The sequence below is a fragment of the Chthoniobacterales bacterium genome (genome assembly GCA_039930045.1).
In the GTDB taxonomy this organism is placed as follows: Bacteria; Verrucomicrobiota; Verrucomicrobiia; order Chthoniobacterales; family DASVRZ01; genus DASVRZ01.
The window spans coordinates 312,865-329,673 of the sequence record JBDSQB010000016.1 but is presented as its reverse complement, the minus strand read 5'-3'; the positions used below and the strand labels follow the sequence as shown (position 1 = coordinate 329,673).

General features: G+C 56.1%; 11 protein-coding genes, 1 tRNA gene and 1 pseudogene. 9 read left to right on the top strand and 4 right to left on the bottom strand.

The features are described 5' to 3' along the window. Nucleotides 1–3 precede the first annotated feature (3 nt). Nucleotides 4–1,122, top strand: a complete 1,119-nt coding sequence (locus ABIT76_12975) for an Lrp/AsnC family transcriptional regulator (GenBank protein ID MEO7934060.1) — start codon at nt 4–6, stop codon at nt 1,120–1,122. Here ABIT76_12975 and ABIT76_12970 read toward each other — a convergent pair. Further along, nucleotides 1,104–1,943: a hypothetical protein gene (locus ABIT76_12970; GenBank protein MEO7934059.1), complete on the bottom strand. Its 840-nt coding sequence runs from the start codon at nt 1,941–1,943 to the stop codon at nt 1,104–1,106. The genes ABIT76_12975 and ABIT76_12970 overlap by 19 nt on opposite strands. A gap of 92 nt (nt 1,944–2,035) precedes the next feature. Between ABIT76_12970 and bioD the strand changes: the two genes are divergently transcribed. Together bioD and ABIT76_12960 are read left to right on the top strand one after the other, a co-directional pair. Then, nucleotides 2,036–2,695: a dethiobiotin synthase gene (gene bioD, locus ABIT76_12965; GenBank protein MEO7934058.1), complete on the top strand. Its 660-nt coding sequence runs from the start codon at nt 2,036–2,038 to the stop codon at nt 2,693–2,695. Between the two features lie 61 nt (nt 2,696–2,756). Beyond that, a tRNA-Asn gene (locus tag ABIT76_12960) sits at nt 2,757–2,831 on the top strand. 139 nt (nt 2,832–2,970) lie between these two features. Here the strand turns inward: ABIT76_12960 and sufU are convergent. The 3 genes from sufU to ABIT76_12945 are packed head-to-tail and all read right to left on the bottom strand — an operon-like array spanning nt 2,971 to nt 5,692. Further along, nucleotides 2,971–3,444 (bottom strand): Fe-S cluster assembly sulfur transfer protein SufU, encoded by a 474-nt coding sequence (sufU, locus tag ABIT76_12955; protein MEO7934057.1) that lies wholly within the window; start codon nt 3,442–3,444, stop codon nt 2,971–2,973. Continuing rightward, on the bottom strand, nt 3,441–4,694 hold the full coding sequence (locus ABIT76_12950) for a cysteine desulfurase (protein ID MEO7934056.1): 1,254 nt from the start codon (nt 4,692–4,694) through the stop codon (nt 3,441–3,443). The genes sufU and ABIT76_12950 overlap by 4 nt, the downstream gene beginning before the upstream one ends. Beyond that, the gene (locus tag ABIT76_12945; protein ID MEO7934055.1) at nt 4,691–5,692 is read right to left on the bottom strand and encodes a sugar kinase; all 1,002 of its coding nucleotides are present in this window, start codon (nt 5,690–5,692) and stop codon (nt 4,691–4,693) included. The genes ABIT76_12950 and ABIT76_12945 overlap by 4 nt, the downstream gene beginning before the upstream one ends. Before the next feature lie 142 nt (nt 5,693–5,834). Between ABIT76_12945 and nifJ the strand changes: the two genes are divergently transcribed. From nifJ to pta, 6 genes and pseudogenes are all read left to right on the top strand, one after another. Continuing rightward, on the top strand, nt 5,835–9,443 hold the full coding sequence (gene nifJ / locus ABIT76_12940) for a pyruvate:ferredoxin (flavodoxin) oxidoreductase (protein ID MEO7934054.1): 3,609 nt from the start codon (nt 5,835–5,837) through the stop codon (nt 9,441–9,443). After that, nucleotides 9,440–10,432, top strand: a complete 993-nt coding sequence (locus ABIT76_12935; GenBank protein MEO7934053.1) for a dihydroorotate dehydrogenase-like protein — start codon at nt 9,440–9,442, stop codon at nt 10,430–10,432. The genes nifJ and ABIT76_12935 overlap by 4 nt, the downstream gene beginning before the upstream one ends. Before the next feature lie 22 nt (nt 10,433–10,454). Beyond that, nucleotides 10,455–11,747, top strand: a complete 1,293-nt coding sequence (locus ABIT76_12930) for a class II aldolase/adducin family protein (GenBank protein MEO7934052.1) — start codon at nt 10,455–10,457, stop codon at nt 11,745–11,747. Nucleotides 11,748–11,753: 6 nt separating this feature from the next. After that, a pseudogene (locus ABIT76_12925) lies at nt 11,754–13,408 on the top strand (fumarate hydratase). A 21-nt stretch (nt 13,409–13,429) separates the two neighbouring features. Then, the gene (locus tag ABIT76_12920) at nt 13,430–14,635 is read left to right on the top strand and encodes an acetate kinase (GenBank protein ID MEO7934051.1); all 1,206 of its coding nucleotides are present in this window, start codon (nt 13,430–13,432) and stop codon (nt 14,633–14,635) included. After that, nucleotides 14,632–16,722, top strand: a complete 2,091-nt coding sequence (gene pta, locus ABIT76_12915) for a phosphate acetyltransferase (GenBank protein ID MEO7934050.1) — start codon at nt 14,632–14,634, stop codon at nt 16,720–16,722. The genes ABIT76_12920 and pta overlap by 4 nt, the downstream gene beginning before the upstream one ends. The last annotated feature ends 87 nt before the right edge of the window (nt 16,723–16,809 follow it).

Here is a 16,809-nt window from a genome sequence, read left to right as displayed (position 1 = left end):
GATATGATTCCGACCGAGCACAACGACCCGATCAACGCTCAAATTCTGGCTGTCTCCGAGGATAAAATCCCAGGATTCGTCCGCGAGCCATTTACCCAAATCTCGGAGCAATGCGGACTGCCGCTGAGCACCGTCCTTGAGCGGATTCGGGCCATGTTGGAGGCAAAAACCGTGCGCCGGGTTCGCCAAACCTTGATCGCCACGAATCTGGCGGAAGGTGCCTTGGTCGCTTGGAAAATCGACGCAGACAAACTGGACTCCGCCTTTGATTTTATGTCGAAGACCGATCCGTTTTCGGGTCACGTCGTCATCCGCTCGACCGACTCCATTACCGCCGGGTCGGAATACAAACTCTGGACCACGGTCAAAGTCCCCGCTGGATTCAGCTTGGACGCGCATTGCCAGTTGCTCTGCGAATTGACCGGTGCAGAGACTTACCGACTGATGCCAGCCAAGGGAATTTTTGCCTTGGGTGTGGGTCATGTTCGTCGCAAAACCATCGAACCTGGAGACAAGGCTGTAACTCCTGCCTTGATGATTAAAACCGGAGTCGTCCAGCTAACGGACCACGAATGGAAAATCCTTCTCAGCCTGAAACGCGAGTTTGCTCCCGACGAAATCACCGCCAATCCGTGGCTGGCCCGCGCTGAGGAAGCCGGGGTTTCTCTGGAGGATTTTTGCGAGACGGCGGAAGCCTTGAATCAGAGAAAAGTCATCGGGCGCTTTTCCACTTTTCTTGAGCACGTGAAGCCTTCCCAAACCGGCGTGCGCGTGACGCGTTTCAATGGACTTTTCCATTGGGCGATCCCCGCTGGTCGGGAAATCGAAGCCGGATCAGAAATAGGCAGACACGATATTTTGACCCATTGCTACTGGCGCGAAGGCGGGCCGGAGTTCCGCAATGTGAACATCATGGCCGTAGCCCACGGCACGGAGAAACCGCGTCTGCTGGAACACAAAGCGGCCATCGACGCGCATCTCGCGAAGATCGGAATCCCAGTCAGCTACACCAACGTCTTCTGGGGAGGCCGAAGCGAGATTAAACCTTCGGAAATCTCGCCGCTGATTTATCGTGAATGGACTGCGTCGAATGCAGCCAACGGTTATTCTTTGACCGAATAGTCCTCAACACCATCGGCAATGGTGTTGCGCACAATCACATCGGCCCGTTTTCGGCGATTCTGCACAAAGGTATTATTGTCGCCATAGAGCGACCACGGACCTTGCGGCACCTCATCGAAATCCACAAATTTCCAATCGGTCACATCCGTGCCGGCCATTCCCAAATAGTCCCGCACGGCTGGGGAGACGTCCAAGCCGGCACCTTGGTTCAAATTGCGCCGCGGACGCTCATTGCCAAAGACATATTCCCAGTGATCGGTGCGAAAGGGACCGCAATCCTCCCATTGCGCGTAGCAGACCCGCGCCCCCTTGCGTATGGCAATCCAGCGGCCCTTGCAGACCGTTTTCCCGGGACGTTCAAAAGCAGACCGAAACCATGGAATGACTCTAGGCGCCTCGGGTTTCGTGCCTCCTCGCATGACATCGTTGTAAGGCAGCGCAATGTAAAAAGGATTCTGTCGCGGCACGAAGTTAGCCGGAACAAAGCCTCGTCGGTAAGCCGGATTCGGATTGTCATAGCCACCGTAGTTGCGGCCCCATTCCTTGTCCCAACTGCTGGCATGATTGGGCACAGGGTTGTTGCCACCCGGACTTTCCCCGATCCAAAACACCGTCGTCACGATGTCCGGTTTCCATGCATATTTGCCGAGAGTGGTGGCCTTGAAAACCACTGGCTGGAGAGCATCCACCTTGCTTAAAACTTTTTCTCGGAGTCTCGAAGTGAAGTCGAGACCACCGCTGTCGCGTTGAGCAAGCCCTGACAACGGGAGCGCCAGCAAGACGCTTGCCGAAGTCAGAAAATGGAGGATTTGCCGCTTCATATCGGAGGAAAAGGTTAAACTCTGAGGCGGACGGTGTCAACGCCGGCCCGTCCAGCCTTGTTTTCTGGGCTGGGTTCCATCTAAATCAGGGCATGATCTTTATCACCGGCACCGACACTGGAGTGGGGAAAACGCATTTTTCGTGTCTATTGATCCGTCAGCTCCGGGCAACGGGTGTGTCTGCCGTTGGCTTCAAACCGATCTGCTGCGGAGACCGCGATGATGCGGTTCAACTCGCAAAAGCGTCCGATGACGCCCTCACGATCAATGCCTGCAACCCGGTCTGGATGCGGTTTCCGGCGTCGCCCTACACCTCCAGCATCATCGAAGAACGACCCATAGACTTGGGTCAGATTCGGATGGACTGGGAGGCGTTACGCGGGCGTTTTCCAGCGGTCATCGTCGAAGGCGTCGGCGGGTGGCAGGTACCCATTCATCGCGACTACAACACAGGAGATCTGGCTCGGGAGCTTGGCCTGCCGGTGCTCCTCATAGCAGCGAACCGGCTCGGAGTCCTAAACCATACCCTGCTCACCCTTCATGCCATTCAATCTGCCGGGCTGACCTGTGCGGGAATTATTCTCAATAACCTAGCTCCTATTTGCCCAGACGACCCCACTTGCCTGACAAACCAGAGCGTTTTAGAGGATCTTCTCCATGGCACACCGGTCCCGGTGCTGGGCGAAATCGAGACTGGGCAATCCGTTCTGCCCAAGGCTATTTTTGAGAAAATCCACCCGTTATTTCTCTAGAAAAACTTCTTGCTGGAACCAACGCCATGGTCCAATTATACAACCCGCCAGTTGCGGAAATTCCTGAGTAGCTCAGTGGTAGAGCGATCGACTGTTAATCGATTGGTCGTAGGTTCAAATCCTACCTCAGGAGCCAAGTCATAAGGCTGTAATGCAAAAGCTTCTCACATTTCCCAGAGGCCACTTGGCGAGGAATAGCCCAATGCTGCGAGACACCAGTTGCGCAGGTTGGATGGCTACTCATTCACCCCAAGATGATACTATCTTAACCTTGACTATTTTCCGCGGTTGCTGAAGTCGTGATTCAGGCTGTGATCCACAGCGATCGAGGCGTGTTGGGTGAGGGCCACCCGAAGTGTTTCCCATGGGAGCATGGCGCATTTGACGCGTTGCGGAAATTGTTGCACTCCAGCAAGTGCGGCGAGATCACCGAGGGCGTCGAGGTTCTCCGTTTGGCCGCCAATGGCCCCGTGAAATTGCTCGAATACCTTTTGCGCAAAGGTCGTGGAATGTTTTTTAACGGTCCGCGTCATAAGAGAAGCTGAGGCCATGCAGATCGCGCAGCCCTGACCCGTGAAACGCGCGTCTTCGATTTCATCGGCACGCACTTTGAGTTGGAGTTTGATCTCGTCGCCACAGGTCGGATTTTCTCCTTCGGTGGTAATGTCCGCATCGTCCATCGGGCCGAAATTTCGCGGTGCGCGGCAATGATCAAGAATGATGTCCTGGTAAATTTCGTCGAAGTTCATCGGCTGAAAAATTGGTGTACTTCGCGAATGACTTCAATCAGTCGATCCACTTCATCCGCAGTGTTATAAAAATAAAAACTCGCCCGAACGGAAGAGGCCAGCCCCAGTTTGCGCATCAATGGCTGGTTGCAATGATGACCTCCCCGCAATGCCACACCGCGTTGATCGGCGAGCATGACCACATCGTGCGCATGCGCTTCTTTCAAGGCAAAGGTGACCAATCCCGCCCGACCGGTTGCAGGCCCGAGAAGACGGATACCCGGGATGCTCTGGAGTCGTTGGAAGGCATCTTGAGCGAGACCTTGATCGTGAGCAAAAATCTCCGCGCGGCCAACATTTTCGAGGTAGTCGAGCGCAGCGGCGAGACCAATCACACCCGCGATGTTAGGAGTGCCCGCCTCAAACCGGGCAGGTGGCGCCTTGAAGGACGCTTTCTCATACGAAACGCTGTTGATCATTTCGCCACCGCCATGCCATGGCGGCATGGATTCGAGCAGTTCCGCTTTGCCATAAAGGATGCCCGTGCCCGTCGGTCCGCATGTTTTGTGTCCGGATAACGCGAGGAAATCACAGTCCAGTTCCTGCACATCTACCGGCATGTGGCCTGCACTTTGCGCTGCATCCACCAGCGTGACGACGCCCTGCTTTCGGGCCAGGGCACAGAGTTCGCGCACGGGGTTGATCGTTCCCAGTGTATTGGAAATATGGGTAAAACCAAAAATCTTCGGACCTTGTGCGAGCATCTTTTCCGCCACATCCAAATCGAGCAGACCATCATCGCCCGTCACCGGCACGTAAGCGACTTTTGCACCGACGCGTTCTGCGAGCAGTTGCCACGGCACGATGTTGCTGTGATGCTCCATTTCCGTGAGCAGAATTGTGTCACCTGCTTTCACGAATTTACCGCCCCAGGCGTTGGCGACCAGATTGATGGCCTCGGTCGTTCCGTGAGTGAAGACGATGTTTTCGGGGTGCGGGGCATTCAAAAACCGCGCCACCGTGACCCGCGCTTGGTCGAAGGCTGCGGTCGCACGATTGCTCAGTTCGTGCAGGCCTCGATGGACGTTGCTGTTATCCTCGGAGTAAAAACGCGCAAGGGTTTCCATCACCTGCCGGGGCTTTTGCGTGGTCGCCGCATTGTCCAGATAGACCAACGGGAAACCGTGGATCTGCTGATGAAGCGCAGGAAAATCATCGCGGACTGCATCCAAACTGGGACGTTGGATGAGTGGAGCTTCCGACTCGTTCATCGCGCCACGCCTCTGGATTTTTCCTGGCGGGCAATGGCGTTGATTTCTTCGCGCGTCATTTTGATAAAGTCGCCCGGAATGGTGTGCTTGAGGCATGCTGCTGCGACACCGAATATGGCAGCCTCCTCGCCGCTTTGCCCTTCCATCAGCGCGGAAATAAGTCCGCCGGAAAAAGCATCACCTCCCCCAATCCGCTCCAGAATGTCGCAACGCAGCCACGGGGTTCGGACGGTCTTTTCCGCGTCCGCCCAGACCGCCGCGCGATAGTGCCGCTCATTTTCCGTTTTACGAAGGGTCATTGCCAGCGAGCGGATCGGGAGTCTTCTGACAGCTTCGGCGGCAAGCTGTTCAGCCGATTCCGCTTCTTCACCACCAACCGAACCCAGACCGAAAATATCGGAGAGCTGATCAGGACTGGAAACCAAAAGATCGATCGTTGGCAGCATGGATTCAATGGCGGCGCGGGCGTGCTGCGGGGACCATAGTTTCCGGCGGTAGTTCATGTCAAAACTTGTCCGCAGCCCTGCTTCGTGGGCGTGACGCAGGCCCGCAGCGGTTGCCCTGGTGGCCACTTCCGATAGCGCGGCAGTGATGCCGGAAGTGTGAAACCAATCGCAACCGGCGAGCAATTTTGACCAATCATAGATCGTCGGATCGGCTTCTGAGATGGCCGAGTTTTCCCGGTCGTAGATCACGTTGGAAGGTCGGGCGGCGAAGCCATTTTCAAGATAGTAAAGCCCGAGACGGCGGCCCGCCAGAATCACCCGATCCGTATTCACGTGCCAGAAATTGAGGTGTCGCAACGCAGTGCTCGCGACCTCATTTTCCGGCACCACTGAGAGAAAGTAAGTCTGATGCCCGAGACTTGCGCAGGCCACCGCCACGTTGGCTTCGGCTCCAGCCACACTGAACTCGAACGACCCAGCTTGCGAAATACGTTGGTAGCCGGGAGGGTTGAGACGCAGAAGAATTTCACCGAAAGCTGCAAGTGTGGCCATTGAAAGTCATACATAAGCCCTGTCGCTCGAATGAGCCACTCTTCGCTTGTTCAATAAGCATTGTCGCTTGCTCATCAGAAAATGACCGGAATCGGACAAAATACGGTGAGCGCAAAGTGCCTGCCGCCCTTTAACTGATTTCATGACAAAGAAGGCCACCTTGGATGCGAACGAAGTGGTAGCTTCAGTCGCTTATCGGTTTAGCGAAACGATTGCAATTTATCCGATCACCCCGTCGTCAGCAATGGCGGAGTCTTGTGATGATTGGTCGGTTAAAAAGCGCACAAATTTATGGGGAACCATCCCGCGCCTGGTCGAGATGCAATCCGAAGCAGGCGTCGCGGGGGCTGTCCACGGGATGCTGCAAACGGGCGCATTGACCACGACTTTTACCTGCTCCCAGGGGTTGCTCCTGATGATTCCGAATCTCTACAAAATCGCGGGCGAGCTGCTGCCATTTTGTTTTCACGTGACTGCGCGTGCCATCGCGACGCATGCGCTTTCGATCTTCGGCGATCAATCCGATGTCATGGCCTGTCGGCAGACGGGCGTGGCCATGCTGGCATCCAATTCCGTCCAGGAAGCGCAGGATCTTGCTGCTATCTCCCACTGCGCCACGCTGCGGACCCGCGTGCCGTTCATGCATTTTTTCGACGGTTTTCGCACTTCGCATGAGATCGCAAAAATCGAATTGCTCGATGACGAAACTCTGCGGGCGATGGTCGATGAAAACTGTATCCGCGCATTTCGGGAACGGGCACTTTTGCCGGACAAACCAGCGATTCGCGGCACGGCACAGAATCCCGATGTCTATTTCCAAGCACGCGAAGCCTGCAATGGATTTTACGACGCGGTGCCGGGCATGGTGCAGGAATTGATGGATCGGTTTGCGGAGCTAACGGGACGACAATATCAGCTCTTCGATTATGCCGGTCATCCAGAAGCCACGCGCGTCATTGTGGCAATCGGTTCCGGCGCGGAAACAGCCGAGGAAACGGCGGGCGCGCTCAACGAAAAAGGCGGCCGCGTCGGAGTCCTGAAGGTCCGGCTTTACCGGCCATTCTCCGTCCCGGACTTTATCAACGCTCTGCCAAAAACCGTCCGCCGTATCGCCGTGCTCGACCGCACCAAAGAGCCTGGCGCAGTGGGCGATCCACTCTATCTCGATGTCGTTGCAGGTCTCGCGCAAGCACGCATGAACGGCTATGCAGACTATTTCGAAGTCGAGCCCATTGTGGTTGCGGGACGCTACGGACTATCTTCCAAAGAGTTTGATCCCGCTATGGCCAAGGCAGTTTTCGACGAGCTTGCAAAGAAGCGTCCGCGGACCCATTTCACAATCGGAATCAATGATGACGTGGGCGGCCGATCCCTGGAATGGGACCCCGCCTTTGACATCGAACCTGACGACGTGGTTCGGGCCGTTTTCTACGGACTCGGTTCCGACGGCACGGTTGGCGCGAACAAGAACTCGATCAAAATCATTGGCGAAGAGACGCCGAATTTTGCACAAGGTTATTTTGTTTACGATTCGAAGAAATCGGGCGCGATTACAATCTCGCATTTGCGCTTCGGCCCTCGACCGATTGCGTCGCATTACCTGATCAAGCGGGCGAGCTTTGTTGCCTGCCACCATTTCCATTTCCTCGAACAGTTGGATATCTTGGATTCCGCCATTCCCGGGGCGACCTTTCTGCTGAACACCCCATTTTCCAGCGACCGAGTGTGGAGCCGTTTGCCGCTGGAAGCGCAGAAGGTTATTCGACTTAAGCGGCTGCGATTCTACGTGATCGATGCTTCCACCGTAGCCCGCGAAGCCGGCATGAACGGGCGGATCAACACGATCATGCAAACCTGCTTTTTCGCTCTTTCCGGAGTGCTGCCACGGGACGAAGCGATTGCTCAGATCAAACACGCGATCGAGAAGACCTACGGCAAAAAAGGAGCGTCGATTGTTCAACAGAATTTCGCTGCCGTGGACCAAGCGCTCGCAGGATTACACGAAGTTTCCATTCCTGAATGGATCGCTGAAGATGCCTCCATCGAAGGTTCTACTATGACCGGCTTGTCAGGCTGGCAAGGCGGGTTATCGGCGCAGTATGAGGGCGCGCCTGAGTTCGTGCAGAGAGTCACTGCAACGATCCTTTCCGGCAAAGGCGATCTTCTGCCCGTGAGCGCCTTTCCTGTGGACGGCACCTGGCCGACCGGAACCGCTCGTTGGGAAAAGCGGAACATCGCAGACCGAATTCCGGTCTGGGAAACCGACCTCTGCATCCAGTGCAACAAGTGTGCTCTGGTTTGCCCACACGCCACGATTCGCCCGAAATTTTACGCACCCGAGGCACTGGCGAACGCTCCCGAAACTTTCAAGGCCGTTGATTTCCGTTCGGCGGAATTCCCGGGCTTGAAATATACGCTTCAGGTCGCGCCGGAGGATTGCACGGGTTGCACCCTTTGCGTGCAGGTTTGTCCCGCGAAAGACAAAGCGGATCCACGCCGCAAAGCCATCAACATGCAGCCACAACCCGCATTGCGTGAGACGGAGCGCGTCAATTGGGACTTCTTTCTCAAGCTGCCTTCGCCGGATGTGACGAAGCTTAAACCGGAAGTCAAAAGCAGCCAGTTTCGCGAGCCATTGTTCGAATTTTCCGGGGCCTGCGCGGGCTGCGGAGAAACACCTTATATCAAGCTCGTCACGCAGATGTTCGGCGACCGCGCCGTTATTGCGAATGCGACTGGTTGCTCGTCGATTTACGGCGGAAATCTGCCAACCACACCTTACACGGTGAATGCTCAAGGCCGCGGGCCGGCATGGTCGAACTCGCTGTTTGAAGACAACGCCGAATACGGATTGGGCATGCGTTTCGCAATTGATAAGCAGGCAGAGATGGCCATCGAACTACTGGGCCAGCTCGCTCCGCAACTCGGCGACGCGTTCGTCACAGAAATACTCAACGCCCCGAAACAGGGCGACGCAGCCATCGCGGCACAACGGGAGCGCGTGCTGTTAGTGCGGGAAAAATTACGGGGCGTTACTACCCCGGAAGCCAGGCGACTGGAAACGCTGGCGGAATTTCTCGTTCCGAAAAGCGTCTGGATCATCGGCGGCGACGGATGGGCTTATGACATCGGTTTCGGCGGCCTCGACCATGTGATGTCGCTCGGTTACAATGTTAACATTCTCGTGCTCGACACCGAGGTTTACTCGAACACCGGAGGCCAGCAATCCAAGGCAACTCCGCTCGGAGCCAGCGCGAAATTTGCCATGGGAGGAAAAGCGCGGCCTAAAAAAGATCTCGGTCGCATCGCGATGACTTACGGCTCGATCTATGTCGCCCGCGTTGCCTTCGGCGCGAAGGATTCCCAGATGGTCAAAGCCATAGAGGAAGCCGAGAGTTTTCCAGGCACGTCGCTGATCATTGCGTATAGCCATTGTATTGCGCACGGTTACTCGCTGCACTTGGGGCTCAATCAGCAAAAACTCGCCGTCGATTCCGGGACCTGGCCGTTATTCCGGTTCGATCCCCGCCGACAGGAAATCGGACAGCCCCTGCTCCAGCTCGATAGCGGTCCGCCCAAGATTCCGCTGATCAATTATCTCCAAAACGAACTGCGTTTCCGCATGGTGGAAAAGAGCGATCCGGTGCGGTTCAAACACCTTATGATCGAGGCTGAGCATGACTTGAAACGCCGGTGGAAGCGCTACGAGCAACTGGCAACGCTAACAACCGGGGCAGAGGAAAAACCATGAATCTCTCGACCAACTACCTCGGACTGAAACTCAAGAACCCGTTGATGCCCGGGGCGTCGCCGCTGGTGGATAACCTCGACACAGTGCGTCGTCTGGAAGATGTCGGCGCTGCCGCAATCGTGATGCACTCGTTGTTTGAAGAACAAATTACGACTGAGGATCGCCTCTACACGGAAAATTTTGAGCAGCACAACAACTTCTTCAATGAAGCGCAAAGTTTCATGCCGGACCCATTGGAATTCGCACTAACACCGGATCATTACCTGGCGCAAATCGCACGGATCAAAGAGGCTGTGCAACTGCCTGTGATCGCATCGCTGAATGGCACCACGCTGGGAGGCTGGGTGAACTACGCGCATTTAATGGAAGAGGCCGGCGCGGACGCGCTCGAGCTGAATTTTTACTTCATTTCCACATCACCAACCGAAAGCGGAGGCGATGTACTGAAACGCGCCACGGAGATACTCGAGGCGGTGAAATCGAATGTCACGATTCCAGTAGCCGTGAAACTTTCGCCATTCTTCACCGCACTTCCTCATATCGCTCAAACCCTCGTTAACAGCGGAGCGAATGGACTGGTGCTATTCAATCGTTTCTATCAGCCCGACATCGATATCGAGACCCTGGAAGTCGTGCCGGCACTGCGACTTTCCGATTCCAGCGAGTTGCTTTTGCGCCTGCGCTGGCTCGCGATTTTGAGTGCAAGCGTGAAAACTTCCTACGCTGTGACCGGCGGCGTCCACCTGGCCAAAGATGCGATCAAAGCCATTATGACCGGCGCGGATGCGGTGCAGATGGTTTCTGCGTTGCTGAAGCGTGGCCCGGATTGGCTCGGTGGTGTCCTTGACGAAATGACCAGCTGGCTGGAGGAGCACGAATATGAGTCTCTCGATCAGCTCCGCGGTTCGATGAGCCTGCGGCATTGCCCCGATCCCGCCGCCTTTGAGCGCGCCAATTATCTGCGTGTCCTGCAAGGATGGCGCCCCTGATTTTTAATCCAATAAACTTATAATGACATTCCATCTCCTTCATCCACGCGATCAAATTGTTGCCGTCATGGAGCGCGTTTACGGACGCAACATGACCACCACATCCGGCGGCAATGTTTCTGTGCGTGATGAAAATGACGACGTCTGGATCACACCGGCCAGGGTCGACAAAGGCAGCCTGCGACGGCAGGATATTGTTTGCATTCATCCCGACGGGAAACGCGACGGACTGCATCCGGCATCATCCGAAAATCCGTTCCACCTTAGCATTTATCAGGCACGTCCGGATATTCGCGCGATCATCCACGCGCATCCGAGCGCCCTCGTTAGCTTCAGCATTTGCAGCCAGGTGCCGGAGACACGACTTTTTCCCGAGCCATGGCATGTGTGTGGAAAAGTGGCCTTTGCGCGTTATGAGGTACCGGGTAGTCAGGAGCTCGGTAAAACGATAGCGGCTGAATTTGCGGCAGCGTCAAAACCGAATTGTGTCGTACTCGAAAATCACGGAGTCGTGATCGGCGGGACCGATCTGGCCGATGCCTTCAAGCGATTTGAAACATTGGAATTCACCGCGCAAACCAACATCTATGCCAACCAGTTGGGGAGCGTCCATTCGCTGACCGATGAGCAGATTGAGCTATCGAAAAAGCCGCGTAATCTTTTGCCGGTCTGCCAGCCGCGCACACCGACCAGTCGGGGCAAGGAGCTGCGCAAAGAAATTTGCGATTTCGTCCACCGCGCCTACGCGCATGGATTAATGACTAGTACTGAAGGAACCTTTTCCGCGCGAATCGACGAGGACGCGTTTATGATTACCCCGGCGTTTGTGGACCGGCGCGAGCTGAAACTTGAAGACATGGTTATTATTCGTGATGGCCAACGCCCCGAGCACCGCATGCCCAGCCGTGCCGTCATGCTGCACTCAGCCATTTACGAGGCGCATCCGGAAATCCATGCAATCACCAACGCCATGCCGGTTCATGCGAGCTCGTTTTGTGTTAGTGATTTCCCTCTCGATACGCGCACCATCCCGGAGAGTTATTTATTCCTGAAGGACGTGCAGACCATTCCGTTTGAACATCTGTTTGGCGATTGCAGGGAAGTGGCAAAAATCGTCACACCGGCTAATCCTGTCGCTCTCCTGCGGCATAATGGAGTGCTCATTGCCGGGCGGACTGTCCTCGACGCCTTCGACCGCCTCGAAGTGCTCGAAGCCACCGCAACGGCGATCATTCAAAGCCGCGCAGTCGGTCCAATCAGCCCGATGAACGATGAGGTGATCCGGGATCTTCTCGCGGCATTTCCGGGAGTATAAAAATTTATGTCGAGCTTTACCTATCAGGAACCTTTCCCGCTCGGGAAAGACGGGACCGAATACTACCAACTGAGCCCGGACGGCGTTTCGACGGCGGAATTCCAAGGCAAAACCATCCTGCAGGTCGCGCCGGAAACCCTAACCAAGCTGGCCGGTGCGGCGTTTCACGATTGCTCCTACATGCTGCGCCCGGCGCATCCGCCCAGGTGGCAGCGATTCTCGATGACCCAGAGGCCAGCGGAAACGACCGCTACGTCGCGCTCACCCTGCTGCGCAATGCGGAGGTCGCCGCGAAAGGCGTGCTCCCATTTTGTCAGGATACCGGCACGGCAACCGTGGTCGGAAAAAAAGGCGAGCAAGTCTGGACCGGCGGTGGCGACGAGGAAGCACTATCACGAGGTATTTGCGAAACCTACACGCGGGAAAATCTGCGCTATTCGCAAACGGTGGCCCTCGATATGTATGAGGAGCAAAACTCAGGAAATAATCTGCCCGCGCAGATCGACCTCTACGCGACTGATGGCGACGAGTATAAATTTCTTTTCATCGCCAAAGGCGGCGGCTCGGCGAACAAAACCTACCTCTTTCAGGAAACCAAGGCACTCCTCAATCCCAAGACTCTCGAAAAGACACTCGTGGAAAAAATGAAAAGCCTCGGGACCGCAGCGTGTCCACCTTATCATATCGCGTTCGTCATCGGCGGGACCAGCGCCGAGGCGTGCCTGAAAACCGTGAAGCTGGCATCGGTAAAATATCTCGACGCGCTCCCTGACAAAGGCAACGCGACCGGCCAGGCATTTCGTGATCGTGACCTCGAAGCACGTTTACTCAAGGCTGCGCAGGATCTCGGGATTGGGGCGCAATTTGGCGGGAAATATTTTGCACTCGATGTGCGCGTGGTCCGTCTGCCGCGGCACGGCGCGTCGTGTCCGGTCGGGATGGGCGTCTCCTGTTCGGCGGATCGCAACATTAAGGCGAAAATCAATCGCGACGGTGTCTGGATCGAGAAACTCGAAAATCACCCGGAGCGTTTCATTCCAGAAAGTTACCGGAAAAACGCCACGGAAGGCACTGTTGTCAAAATCGACCTGAACCGCCCGATGGCTGAAATTCGCGCCGAACTAACCAAATATCCCGTCGCCACGCGACTCTCGCTGAACGGCACGATCATCGTTGGCCGCGACATTGCGCACGCCAAGTTGAAAGAGCGCGTTGATTCCGGCGCGGGCCTGCCGGATTATTTCAAGTCGCATCCCGTGTATTACGCGGGTCCCGCCAAAACGCCCAAGGGGATGCCCAGCGGCTCGTTCGGACCCACCACGGCAGGACGGATGGACAGCTATGTCGATCTTTTTCAGAGCCACGGCGGCTCGATGGTTATGCTAGCCAAAGGAAACCGCAGCCAGCAGGTCACAGACGCCTGTCAGCGTTACGGAGGCTTCTATCTCGGAAGCATCGGCGGTCCGGCGGCCATCCTCGCCCAGAATAATATCAAGAAAGTCGAGGTCCTCGAATATCCCGAACTCGGAATGGAAGCGATCTGGAAAATTGAAGTCGAAGACTTTCCGGCGTTCATTCTCGTTGATGACAAAGGCAACGATTTTTTTCAGCAAATCAACAACGGTTCATGCGCCAAATGCGTGCCATCGGACGCCTCCTAACTTGCCGATCCGCCAAACTCCATGAATCCCCTCCCCCACATTCTCGTTGTTAACTGTGGCAGCTCGTCGCTGAAATTCGCATTGCTCGTTGGTGGCGAATTTCGCGCGGAGGGAGTCTTTGAACGTCTCGGCGGTCCCGATGCTACAGGGCGCTGGAAGATCAGTGGCTTGGAAACGACTAGAGACTTTGCCGGAGCGGACCATGAACAAGCTCTCACGGAAGCGGTCCATGTCTTGGAAGAAGCTTTCGGAAAACCACTGCATGTCGATGCAGTCGGGCATCGTGTGGTTCACGGCGGCGAATATTTTAACAAAGCCACCCTCATCAACTCGGACGTGCTGGCGAAGATCGAGCTCTGTCGCGATCTGGCACCGCTGCACAACCCCGCCCACGCGATCGGGATTCGGATTGCGCGGAAGATTTTTCCCAACGTGCCTCACGTCGCGGTGTTCGACACGGCATTTCATCAAACCATGCCTGAGCACGCGTGGTCCTATGCGTTGCCTTACGAAATTTACAAAAAGTATGCGGTTCGGCGTTATGGAGCACACGGAACCAGTCACCAATATGTGGCGGGAAAAGCGGCGGAAAGCCTGGGCAGACCGCTGTCGGAGTTGCATCTGATTACGGCGCATTTGGGAAACGGATGCAGTGCCTGCGCCATTCGCGACGGAAAGAGCGTCGATACGACGATGGGCCTGACGCCGCTGGAGGGGTTGATGATGGGAACGCGCAGCGGAGACGTGGATCCTAACATCCAATCCTATCTCCAGCGCGTCGCCGGCATGTCGGCTGAAGAGGTTAATGAAATGCTCAATCGACGGAGCGGGCTACTGGGCGTTTCCGGAGTGAGTAACGACATGCGCGCCATCATCCAGGCCGCCGGGGAAGGCTACCAGCGCGCCACTCTCGCGATTGATCTTTTTTGTTATCGTCTCGCCAAAGGTGTCCTCGCGATGGCGGCCGGACTGGATCGGGTCGATGCGCTGGTTTTCACAGGCGGCATTGGAGAAAACACCTCACGAGTTCGCGAGCGGACACTGGATTTCCTGGCTCTCCTGCGCCCGAAGCTCGATCCGGCGCTAAACGCAGTTCACGGGGCAAACACCAATGGCAGGATTACTTCGGCGGATTCGGGCCTCACCTGTCTCGTGATTCCGACCAGCGAGGAACGCGCCATTGCCGCCTGCACTGCAGAATTTCTCAAACCACTTGATCCCTCATGAAACACACTTTTTTCCTCGTTCCGATCTCCAGCAAAGCCGGCATCACCGCAGTTTCGCTAGGACTCGTGAGGGCGCTGGATAAACGCGGGTTGCGTGTCGGATTTTGCAAACCCATTGGCCAGATCATGCTCGGTGAGGAGGGGCCCGATCGCTCAACCCATTTTATCCGCGCGACAACGAGCCTTCGGCCCGCGACGCCGATCAGTCTGGACCGCGCCGAAAAGATGGTCGGCGAAGGTCGAATCGATGAGTTGATGGGGATCGTCATGCGGGAATTCCACGAGTCCTCTCAGGATGTCGACATCATGGTGATGGAAGGTTTGGTGCCGGTCGCGGACGATTCCTACATTGGCAAGCTCAACGCGGAATTAATTCGGACGTTGAGCGCGGAAGTCATTCTTGTGGGGAATGCCGCCAACGGCCTGACCCAGCAGCTTCGCGATCAAATCGATCTGGCCGCGCGACGTTTCGCGAGCGGCGACCGAAGCCGAATTGCAGGCTGCATTTTAAACCGCGTTCGTGTAGGCGAAATAAATCCGGCGGAGGCCTTGCGCACTGCACGAAAAACTTATGAAGCCTTGTCCGAAACCATGCCTCCGCTGGTCGGCTTTGTTCCGGAAAACGAGGCGCTCACTTATTGTCGCACGATCGACATTGCCCGCCATCTGGACGCGGAAATTCTATCCGCTGGCGAAATCGATTCCCGGCGTGTGAAAGCGATCCATCTGCTGGCACGAACGGTGCCTAACATGATGCACGTTTTTCGGCCTGGAAACATCCTCGTGGCGCCGGCGGATCGTGACGATATCCTGCTGGCGACATGCATGGCCGCGCTCAATAAAATCCCGATTGCCGGTCTCGTCCTCACCGGTGATACCGTGCTGGACGAGAGAATTTACAAACTTTGCTATCCCGGAATTGTCAGCGGTCTGCCAGTACTGCGCGTGCAGACGAATTCCTACGACACCGCCTCCCGCCTTAACGCCATGAGCACCGAGGTGCCTGCGGATGATTCACAGCGCATCAATGAAGCCATGGAATTTGTGTCCGAATACATCGACGCCAAGTGGATCGAGGAACGGTGCAAGCGCGATCTTGAAACGCGTCTTTCGCCAGCCGCTTTCTGCTTCCAACTCACCGAACGCGCCCGTGTGGCTAACAAACGAATCATCCTTCCCGAAGGCTCGGAGCCTCGCACCATTCGTGCGGCGGCCACCTGCACAGAACGCGGATTCGCCCGTTGCGTCCTGCTGGGAGATCCCGGCGAGATTCGACGTGTCGCCGCTGCGCAGGATGTGCAGCTTCCCCCCGGAGTCGAAATTATTGACGCCGACGCGGTCCGCGTCAACTACGTCGATGCCTTGGTTGAAATGCGAAAGCACAAGAATCTTCCGCGCCAGTCCGCGGCCGATCAACTCGAAGACAATGTCGTGCTCGGCACGGTGATGTTAGCACTCGGCGAGGTGGACGGCTTGGTCTCGGGTGCGGTTCACTCCTCCGCGAATACTATCCGGCCTGCGCTTCAACTCATCAAAACCAAGCCGGGTATCAAGTCGGTGTCGTCGGTCTTTTTCATGTGTCTGCCAGACCAGGTTCTGGTCTATGGAGATTGCGCGGTGATACAAGATCCAGACGCTGCAACGATGGCAGAAATAGCCATTCAGAGTGCGGACTCAGCCGCTCGCTTTGGCATACTTCCACGCGTGGCCATGATTTCCTATTCCACCGGCGAAAGTGGCTCGGGAGTGGATGTGGAAAAAGTGCGCGAGGCAACTCTCATCGCTCAAGGATTGAGACCCGAGTTACTCATCGACGGTCCCCTCCAATACGACGCCGCAGCCACGCTCGACGTCGCCAAACAAAAAGCACCGGACAGTCTGGTCGCCGGACGTGCGACGGTGTTCGTTTTTCCCGATCTGAATACCGGGAACACCACCTACAAAGCGGTGCAACGAAGCGCTAACGTCATCTCGATCGGCCCCATGCTTCAGGGCCTGCGACGCCCAGTTAACGATCTCTCACGCGGCGCGCTAGTTGACGACATCATCTACACCATCGCCCTCACCGCCGTTCAAGCGGCCGAGTGACACGTGATAACGTGAATCGAGCGGAGCAAACCTCGCTCACAACATTTCCAGTAATTGTCAGCGCATGGAATAGCGGCGAGTTCACGA

Bases quoted from the DNA above. Each gene is read 5' to 3' on its own strand.
- ABIT76_12975 (MEO7934060.1), top strand. From the start codon at position 4: ATGATTCCGACCGAGCACAACGACCCGATCAACGCTCAAATTCTGGCT.
- ABIT76_12970 (MEO7934059.1), bottom strand. From the start codon at position 1,943: ATGAAGCGGCAAATCCTCCATTTTCTGACTTCGGCAAGCGTCTTGCTG.
- bioD (MEO7934058.1), top strand. From the start codon at position 2,036: ATGATCTTTATCACCGGCACCGACACTGGAGTGGGGAAAACGCATTTT.
- sufU (MEO7934057.1), bottom strand. From the start codon at position 3,444: ATGAACTTCGACGAAATTTACCAGGACATCATTCTTGATCATTGCCGC.
- ABIT76_12950 (MEO7934056.1), bottom strand. From the start codon at position 4,694: ATGAACGAGTCGGAAGCTCCACTCATCCAACGTCCCAGTTTGGATGCA.
- ABIT76_12945 (MEO7934055.1), bottom strand. From the start codon at position 5,692: ATGGCCACACTTGCAGCTTTCGGTGAAATTCTTCTGCGTCTCAACCCT.
- nifJ (MEO7934054.1), top strand. From the start codon at position 5,835: ATGACAAAGAAGGCCACCTTGGATGCGAACGAAGTGGTAGCTTCAGTC.
- ABIT76_12935 (MEO7934053.1), top strand. From the start codon at position 9,440: ATGAATCTCTCGACCAACTACCTCGGACTGAAACTCAAGAACCCGTTG.
- ABIT76_12930 (MEO7934052.1), top strand. From the start codon at position 10,455: ATGACATTCCATCTCCTTCATCCACGCGATCAAATTGTTGCCGTCATG.
- ABIT76_12920 (MEO7934051.1), top strand. From the start codon at position 13,430: ATGAATCCCCTCCCCCACATTCTCGTTGTTAACTGTGGCAGCTCGTCG.
- pta (MEO7934050.1), top strand. From the start codon at position 14,632: ATGAAACACACTTTTTTCCTCGTTCCGATCTCCAGCAAAGCCGGCATC.